The sequence below is a fragment of the Actinomadura kijaniata NBRC 14229 genome, from assembly GCF_001552175.1.
GTDB classification, from domain to species: domain Bacteria; phylum Actinomycetota; class Actinomycetes; order Streptosporangiales; family Streptosporangiaceae; genus Spirillospora; species Spirillospora kijaniata.
Map to the genome: position 1 here is coordinate 1 of NZ_BCQR01000282.1, position 7,516 is coordinate 7,516.

General features: G+C 78.0%; 7 protein-coding genes. 3 read left to right on the forward strand and 4 right to left on the reverse strand.

Annotation, left to right across the window (positions count from 1 at the left end):
- On the reverse strand, positions 1-913 hold a 913-nt coding region (locus AKI01S_RS47345; RefSeq protein WP_174567484.1), incomplete at its 3' end, for a PepSY-associated TM helix domain-containing protein.
- Positions 914-991: 78 nt separating this feature from the next.
- Positions 992-1,549, reverse strand: a complete 558-nt coding sequence (locus AKI01S_RS47350) for a hypothetical protein (protein WP_084000952.1) — start codon at positions 1,547-1,549, stop codon at positions 992-994.
- Between the two features lie 170 nt (positions 1,550-1,719).
- Between AKI01S_RS47350 and AKI01S_RS47355 the strand changes: the two genes are divergently transcribed.
- Positions 1,720-2,238 carry a hypothetical protein gene (locus AKI01S_RS47355; RefSeq protein ID WP_067833359.1) on the forward strand — a complete coding sequence of 173 codons (519 nt, stop codon included), beginning with the start codon at positions 1,720-1,722 and terminating at the stop codon, positions 2,236-2,238.
- 146 nt (positions 2,239-2,384) lie between these two features.
- On the opposite strand, the gene AKI01S_RS47360 is transcribed toward AKI01S_RS47355, so the two are convergent.
- On the reverse strand, positions 2,385-3,146 hold the full coding sequence (locus tag AKI01S_RS47360) for a methyltransferase domain-containing protein (RefSeq protein ID WP_067833362.1): 762 nt from the start codon (positions 3,144-3,146) through the stop codon (positions 2,385-2,387).
- A 154-nt stretch (positions 3,147-3,300) separates the two neighbouring features.
- On the opposite strand from AKI01S_RS47360, the gene AKI01S_RS47365 reads away from it, so the two are divergent.
- The gene (locus AKI01S_RS47365; protein ID WP_174567485.1) at positions 3,301-4,893 is read left to right on the forward strand and encodes an ABC-F family ATP-binding cassette domain-containing protein; all 1,593 of its coding nucleotides are present in this window, start codon (positions 3,301-3,303) and stop codon (positions 4,891-4,893) included.
- Here AKI01S_RS47365 and AKI01S_RS54530 read toward each other — a convergent pair.
- Complete coding sequence (locus tag AKI01S_RS54530; protein WP_067833365.1) at positions 4,866-5,738, reverse strand: helix-turn-helix domain-containing protein; 873 nt, start codon at positions 5,736-5,738, stop codon at positions 4,866-4,868. The two genes, AKI01S_RS47365 and AKI01S_RS54530, sit on opposite strands and share 28 nt — an antisense overlap.
- A gap of 112 nt (positions 5,739-5,850) precedes the next feature.
- Here AKI01S_RS54530 and AKI01S_RS47375 point away from each other — a divergent pair.
- On the forward strand, positions 5,851-7,516 hold a 1,666-nt coding region (locus AKI01S_RS47375), incomplete at its 3' end, for an AAA family ATPase (protein ID WP_157420702.1).

Sequence of the window (7,516 nt, forward strand, 5' to 3'; positions counted from 1 at the left end):
CCCGCAGCGCCCGCTCGACCGGCGCCGCGCCGACCGTGCCGCCCGCCGCGCCGCCGTGACCGGCGTGCCCGGAGGCGGGGACGGGGCGTTCCTCGGCGGCCCAGGGCACCCTGGCGTCGGGGTGCCGCGAAAGGTCGCGCCCCTTGTCCGGCGGCGTGGACCGGCGGGCGAAGCGGTCGGAGTCGGGCGGCGTGGACCCGGCGGCCGTGGCGATCCGCTGGAACGCCTCGCCCCACACGCCCGACCACGGCAGCCCGCTGACCACCAGGAACGCGATCACCACGCCCGCGAAGACGCCGGTCACCGCGTGCACCCGCCGCAGCCGGGACCGGCCCCGCCTCGCCTCGCGGCGGCGCGCCGGTCCGCGCCAGTAGAGGTAGGCGCCGCTGCCGAGCAGCACCAGCGACCAGCACGCGGCGGTCTCCACCACGCGGTCGCCGACCGTCCCGGCCATCAGCTCGCCGTGGATGGTGCGGACCTTGCGCATCAGCGTCGCCGAGTCGTCCACGGCGCCGAGCACCCGGGCGTCGGCGGGGTTCACGTACACCGAGACGCCGGGCGCGAACGGCCCCGCCGCGTTCCCCGCGAAGATCACGCGGGTGGTGCGGCCGGGACGGCCGGGCGGGATCACCGAGGCCACGGCCGCGCCGGGCCGGGCGGCCCGGGCGGCGGCGATCTGCTCGGCCAGGGGGCGCGGGCTCGCCGTCGCCGCCGCCGTGCGCAGGTCCCGGTAGCGCCACTCCTCGTACCGGTCCTTGAACAGGTACAGCGAGCCGGTGACGGCGAGGACGAGCAGCACGGGCGCGACCAGCAGCCCCGCGTAGAAGTGCCAGCGCCATACGGCGCGGTAGCGCCGCCCCGGGGCGGGGGCGGAGCGTCCGGCGCTCGGCCGGACAGGGGTGTCCACGGACACGTCGATCTCCTTGGAAGAAAAGGGGGACGCGTGGTCAGGGCACGCGTGACGACCACCCCCGGCGGCGCCGGGGGCTTCTCAGCGGGAGATCGACGCGGGCGGGCCGCGCCGGGCGATGGCGGCCCGCAGCATGACCGTGACGGGCACGGCCACCCGGCGCGGGGCGGGCACGGGGAGCGCCGGGAACGGCGGGGCCGGGGCCGGGAGCGGCAGGGCCAGCGCCCGCGCGCCGAGCCGGCGGACCAGCCCGCAGAACGCGGCCTCGCCCCGGTCCAGCCAGTAGGCGGTGAGCAGCGCCATCACGGCGTGCGCCAGCAGCATCGGCGTGGACGTCGCCTGGTGGAGGTGCTCCACCGCCGGGGCCGGTCCGGGCGGGGCGGCGTGCCCCGCGCCCCAGGAGAACAGGTGGTGCAGCCCGTACTGCGCCGCGAACGTGGCGGGCAGCAGCGCCGTGAGGCCGCGTTCCCGCCCGCCGAACGCGTAGGCGGCGACCAGGCCGATCCCGATCGCGGCGGCGAGCGTCCCCGGCGGGACGGGACGGCCCCCGGCGTGGACGTGCGCCCCGGCGGACAGCAGCACGCACACCGCGGCGAAGAAGGCCGACCTCAGGGCGCGTGCCTCGGGGGACGAGGGCACGCGCTCATCGTGCCATGTCACGCCCGTGCGCCCCATACCGGCCTTCCGCTGGAGGAACCGTCACCTTCCGGTACGGCGCGGGCGCACCGGAAGGTTCAGGGGCCGGACGGCCGGGGTCCCCCGTCCCGGTAGCCTTCCGGATCGGCCGTGGGAGACGGAAGGAGGCCGGGTTGGGGTATCGAGGCGTTCTGCTGTCGCTGCCGGTGGTCGCCGCCGGGCTGGTGGTGCTGTGCACCGCGCTGCCGGGCGCGCTGGCCGTCGCGGTGGTCGCGCAGGCGGTGCTGGTGCTGGTCCTGGTGGCGGGCGCGGCGCGCAGCACCGGGCGCTTCCGCCTGGTGAACCGCGCCTACGCGGGCCCGGAGGACGCCCCGTTCGCCCGGCGGGCCGCCCGGGTCGGCGCGCTGACCCTGGCCCCCGCCCTGGTCCTGGCGCTGGTCACCCCCGGCGCGACGCCCGGCCCGGCGCCCCGGCCGGACCTCGCGGAACCGGCCCCCGCCGCGTCCTCGCCGCCCGCTCCGCCGCCCACTCCGTCGCCCACACTGACCCCGGCCCCGGCCGTCGCGCGGCCGTCGTCCAGGCCGACCCGGGTCAAGCGCCCCGAACGCGACCGCCGCGAGAAGCACCGCGACCGGAAACGCGAGCACCGCAAGAAGCGCGGGGACGACAAGAAGCGCGGGGACCGCGACTAGGACCTGTCGCGAAGGGGGTCCCGGCCACGCCCGCGAGCGCGCCACCTGACCCGCGGGTCGGATCGCGAAGCGATGTCGCGCTCGCCGGGTCCTGGCGAGGCGCGGGCCCCGGGCGGGCACCGCGGGTCAGGGGGTGGGGGCACGGTCTAGCGCGCGGGCTTGCGCGCCTCGATGAGGAAGCGCGCGGAGTGCGCGACGAACGGGCCCTCCGCCTCGATCCGCTCGTGCAGCGCCCGCAGCTGCGGCAGGTACGCCTCCACGGTGAAGCCGGGCACCATCCAGATCACCTTGCGCAGGAAGTAGACCACCGCGCCGATGTCGAAGAACTCGGTGCGCAGGCGTTCGGAGCGCAGGTCCACCACCTCCAGGCCCGCCGTCTCGGCCGCGGCGCGGGCGTCCTCGGGCCGCCGCGCCCGGCGCCGGTCCGGCTGCGGGCCGAGGAAGTACTCCACCAGCTCGAACACGCTGGCCGGGCCGACCTGCTGCGACAGGTAGGTCCCGCCGGGCCGCAGCACGCGGGCGATCTCGTCCCACCACGTCCTGATCGAGTGGCGGGCCACCACGAGGTCGAACGCCTCGTCGCCGAACGGCAGCGGCGGATCGTCGGGGACGGCGACCACGACCGCGCCCAGCGGGTGCAGCAGCCGCGTGGCCCGGGCCACGTTCGGCGGCCACGACTCGGTCGCGGCCATCAGGCGGGGCAGTCTCGGCACCCCGGCCAGCACCTCGCCACCGCCGGTCTCAAGGTCCAGCGCCGACCCGACGGCGGCGAGCCGCTCCCCGATCAGGCGCTGGTAGCCCCACGACGGGCGCTCCTCGGTGGCCCGGCCGTCCAGCCAGGAGAAGTCCCAGCCCTCCACCGGGGCGGTCGCGGCCTCTTCGACGAGATCCTCGAAACTGCGTGCCATGACCCCACTGTGCCAGCGCCCCCGGAAAAACGTTTGCCGCCACCCCGGAGTCCTCACCTACGCTGGGTGACATGTCCACGCCCCGAATGTCCTAGCTCAGGGACCCGCCTTCACGCCACCCGTGTGTCCCTGAGTGAATTCGGAGCGTACTTCCATGATTACCCTTCGGGGTGTTGTTCTGCGTGCCGGCGTCCGCGTCCTGCTGTCCGACGCCAGTGCCCATGTCGGCCCCGGTGACCGCGTCGGCCTGGTCGGCCGCAACGGAGCGGGCAAGACCACCCTGCTGCGGGCCCTCGCCGGAGAGACGCGGCCCGCCGCCGGAACGATCACGCGTGGCGGCGAGGTCGGCTACCTGCCGCAGGACCCGGCCGCCGCCGATCCGCACGTCACCGTCACCGACCGCATCCTGTCGGCGCGCGGCCTGCACGAGGCCGTCCGCGCGCTGCGCGCCGCCGGGGAGCAGATGGCCGACCCGGCGCGGCGGGACCGGGCGATGGCCCGCTACGCCCGCGCCGAGGCCGAGTTCCAGGCGCGCGGCGGCTACGCGGCCGAGGCGGAGGCGGCCCGCATCGCCGCCGGGCTCGGCCTGCCCGACCACGTCCTGCACCGGCCGGTCGGGACCCTGTCGGGCGGGCAGCGCCGCCGCGTCGAGCTGGCGCGGATCCTGTTCGCCGAACGCGGCACCCTGCTGCTGGACGAGCCCACCAACCACCTGGACGCCGACTCGGTCGCCTGGCTGCGCGGGTTCCTGGCCGAGTACCGGCACGGCCTGGTCGTGATCAGCCACGACACCGGGCTGCTCGCCGACACCGTCAACCGCGTCTGGCACCTGGACCCCGACCGGGCCGCGCTGGAGGTCCACAACACCGGCTGGGAGACCTACCTGGCCGACCGCGCGGCCGCCGAACGCGGCCTGGCCCGGCAGCGCGCCGCCGCCGAGCGCAAGGCCGCCTCCCTGCACGCCCAGGCCGACCGGATGCGGGCCCGCTCGTCCACCGCCGTGCGCGCCCGCGACATGGCCCGCCGCGCCGACCGGATGCTGGAGGGCCTGGCGCCGGCGCGCCGCGCGGCGAAGGTCGCGCGGATCCGGCTGCCCGAGCCCGCCCCGTGCGGCCGGACCCCGCTGGGCGCGGTGAGCCTGGCCAAGTCCTACGGCGACCTGGCGGTCCTGCGCAGTGTGGACCTGGCCGTGGACCGGGGCGAACGCCTGATCGTCCTCGGCCTGAACGGCGCGGGCAAGACGACCCTGCTGCGGATCCTGGCGGGGGTGGAGCGGCCCGACGCGGGCCGCGTCGTCCACGGCCACGGCCTGCGCCTCGGCTACTTCGCCCAGGAGCACGACACCCTCGACCCCGACCGCAGCGTCGGGCGGAACCTGGCCGCCGCCGCGCCGCACCTGTCCGCCGCCGAGGCCCGGGGCGTCCTGGGGTCGTTCCTGTTCACCGGCGACGACGTCGACAAGCCGGCGGGCGTGCTGTCGGGCGGCGAGAAGACCCGGCTGGCGCTGGCCGGGCTGGTCGCCTCCGCGGCCAACGTCCTGCTGCTGGACGAGCCCACCAACAACCTCGACCCGGCCTCCCGCGCGGAGGTCCTGGACGCGGTCGCCGCCTACCGGGGGGCGGTCGTCATGGTCACGCACGACGAGAACGCGGTGGAGGCGCTGCGCCCCGACCGCGTCCTGGTCCTGCCCGACGGCGTCGAGGACCTGTGGGGCCCGGACTACGCGGACCTGGTCGGCCTCGCCTGACCGTCCGGCGGCCGCGCCCCGGCGCGCCACTGCCGCGGGGAGACTCCGTAGGCGTCGCGGAAGACCCGGCTGAAGTGGGCGGCGTCGGCGAAACCCCAGCGGGCGGCGACCGCGGCGATCGTCACGTGCCCGGCGCCGGGCGCGGCCAGGTCCCGCCCCGCGCCCTCCAGCCGCCGGGCGCGGACCCACGCGCCGAACGTGACGTCCACGTCGGCCAGCACCCGGTACAGGTAGCGCAGGGAGATCCGGTGGGCGGCGGCGACCGAGGCGGGGGACAGGCCGGGATCGGTGAGGTGGTCGTCGATGTAGCGCAGCAGGCGCGGGCCGAGCGCGTCGCCGTCCGGGCCCCCGTCGGCGCGGGACAGCAGGTAGGCGCGGACGAGCCCGACCGTCGGCGCCGCCATCGCGTCCAGCCGGTCGCCGGTCTCGGCCAGCCCGCCGAGGAACGCGCCCAGCACCGCGCCCAGCCCGTCGCCGGGCGGCCGCCGCGCGGCCACCGCCCGCCGGACCAGCGCGGGCGGCGGCATCCCCGGCTCGGCGTGGGGCACCACCAGCGCCTCGTACCCGAACGCGCCGCCGAACCGCTGGACGCGCGGCCCGCCGTCCCCGGACAGGACCAGCTCACCGGGCGCCCCGGCCCGGGTGACCAGCCCCACCACGACGCGCGGGGGCCGGTCCGGCCCGGGTTCCGGGTGGCGCAGCGTCACGTCCCGCCCCCGCGCCGACACCAGGACCGTCCGCCCCAGCCGCCGGGTCCGCACCTCCGCCAGCCCGCCGGTGACCACCGCGCCCAGCGCCTCGCCGCACACGCGGCGCAGGGCCGTCCCGTCCAGCGTCATCGTCATTCCGTCCCCCTTCCGTTCCCCACCAGCATCCGGCGACGGCCCCGCCGGGCGAATCCTTGAAACCCCTTAGTCGCCCTCCGGTCCGTTCACGGGGGACCACTAGGGTTCGCGCATGAGGTTGCTGGGCAGGGCCGACGAGACGGCCGCGCTCCGCGCGCTGCTGGACCGCGCGGGCCAGGGGCGCAGCGGCGTGCTGGTGGTGCACGGCGAGGCGGGCGTCGGCAAGACGGCGCTGCTGAACGACGCCGCCGCGCGCGCCGACGGGTTCCGGATCGCCCGCGTGGACGGCGTCGAGTCCGAGCGCGAGCTCGGCTACGCCGGGCTGCACCGCCTGCTGCTGCCGCTGCTGGACGGCACGGCGTCCCTCCCGGCGCCGCAGCGCGACGCGCTGGGCGGGGTGTTCGGGCTGGTCGCGGGCGTCGCGCCGGACCGGCTGCTGATCGGCCTGGCGGTGCTGACGCTGCTCACCGACGCGGGCCTGGAGCAGCCGCTGCTGTGCGTGTGCGACGACGCGCAGTGGCTGGACACCGAGACGCTGGAGGTGCTGGCGTTCGTCGGGCGGCGGCTCCAGGCCGACCACGTCGCGCTGCTGTTCGGCGTCCGCGACGGGGACGGCGGGTCGTCCGCGCTGCGCGACCTGCCCCGGATGCACGTGGGCGGGCTGCCCGACGACGCCGCCCACCGGCTGCTGGACGCCGCCGGGCCGCGCCGCCTGGACCCCGAGGTGGCCCGGCGCGTCGTCGCCGAGACCCGCGGCAACCCGCTGGCCATCCGCGAACTCGCCGGCGACCTGGCCCGGGACCCGCGCACCGGGGGCCCGCCCGCCGCGGGGGAGGCGCCGCCGCTGGCCGAACGGCTCCCGCTCGGCCGCCTGATCGAGGAGCGGTTCCGCCGCCAGGTCGCCGCGCTGCCGCCCGACGTGCGCACGCTGCTGCTGGTCGTGGCCGCCGAGCCGACCGGCAACGCGCACCTGGTGTGGCGGGCCCTGCACCGGCTGGAGGCCACCGGCGGCGCGTCCGGCCCGCACGCCCTCGCCGCGCCCGCGGTCGCCGCCGACCTGCTGGTGCTGCGGCCCGTCCTCGGCTTCCGCCACCCGCTGATCCGGTCCGGCGTCTACGCGGGCGCGGACGAGGCCGAACGCCGCCGCGTCCACGCCGCGCTCGCCGCCGTCACCGACCCGGTCGCCGACGGCGACCGCCGCGCCTGGCACCTGGCCGCCGCCGCGCCCGGCCCCGACGAGGAGCTGGCCCGCGAACTGGAACGTTCCGCCGAGCGCGCCCGCGCCCGGGGCGGGTACGCCGCGCAGTCGGCGCTGCTGGTGCAGGCCGCCGAGCTCACCCCGTCCGGCCCGCGGCACGCCGCCCGGCTGCTGGCGGCCGCCCCCGGCGCGCTGCGCGCCGGGCAGCCGGTGCCGGCCCTGGAGCTGCTGGACCGGGCCGGTCCCGACCTGGACGAGGACGGCCGGATCGCCGCCGACCGGATGCGCGGCACCGGCTACATCCAGCTCGGCCGGTCCGGCGACGCCGTCCCGCTGCTGCTGGGCGCCGCCGAGCGGACCGTGGCCCGCGACCGCGACGCCGCCGCCGACCTGCTGGTGGAGACGCTGCACGCGACCACCGTGGCGAACTGGGAGCGCTGCCGCGACGACGCCCGGCGGCTCGCCGAGGTCGCGCTGTCGCTGGAGCCGGGCACCCGGTTCCCGGACCTGCTGCTGGCCGGGCACGCCGAGCACCTGGCGCGCGGCGGCGCGGCGGCCGCGCCCGCGCTGCGCCGCGCCC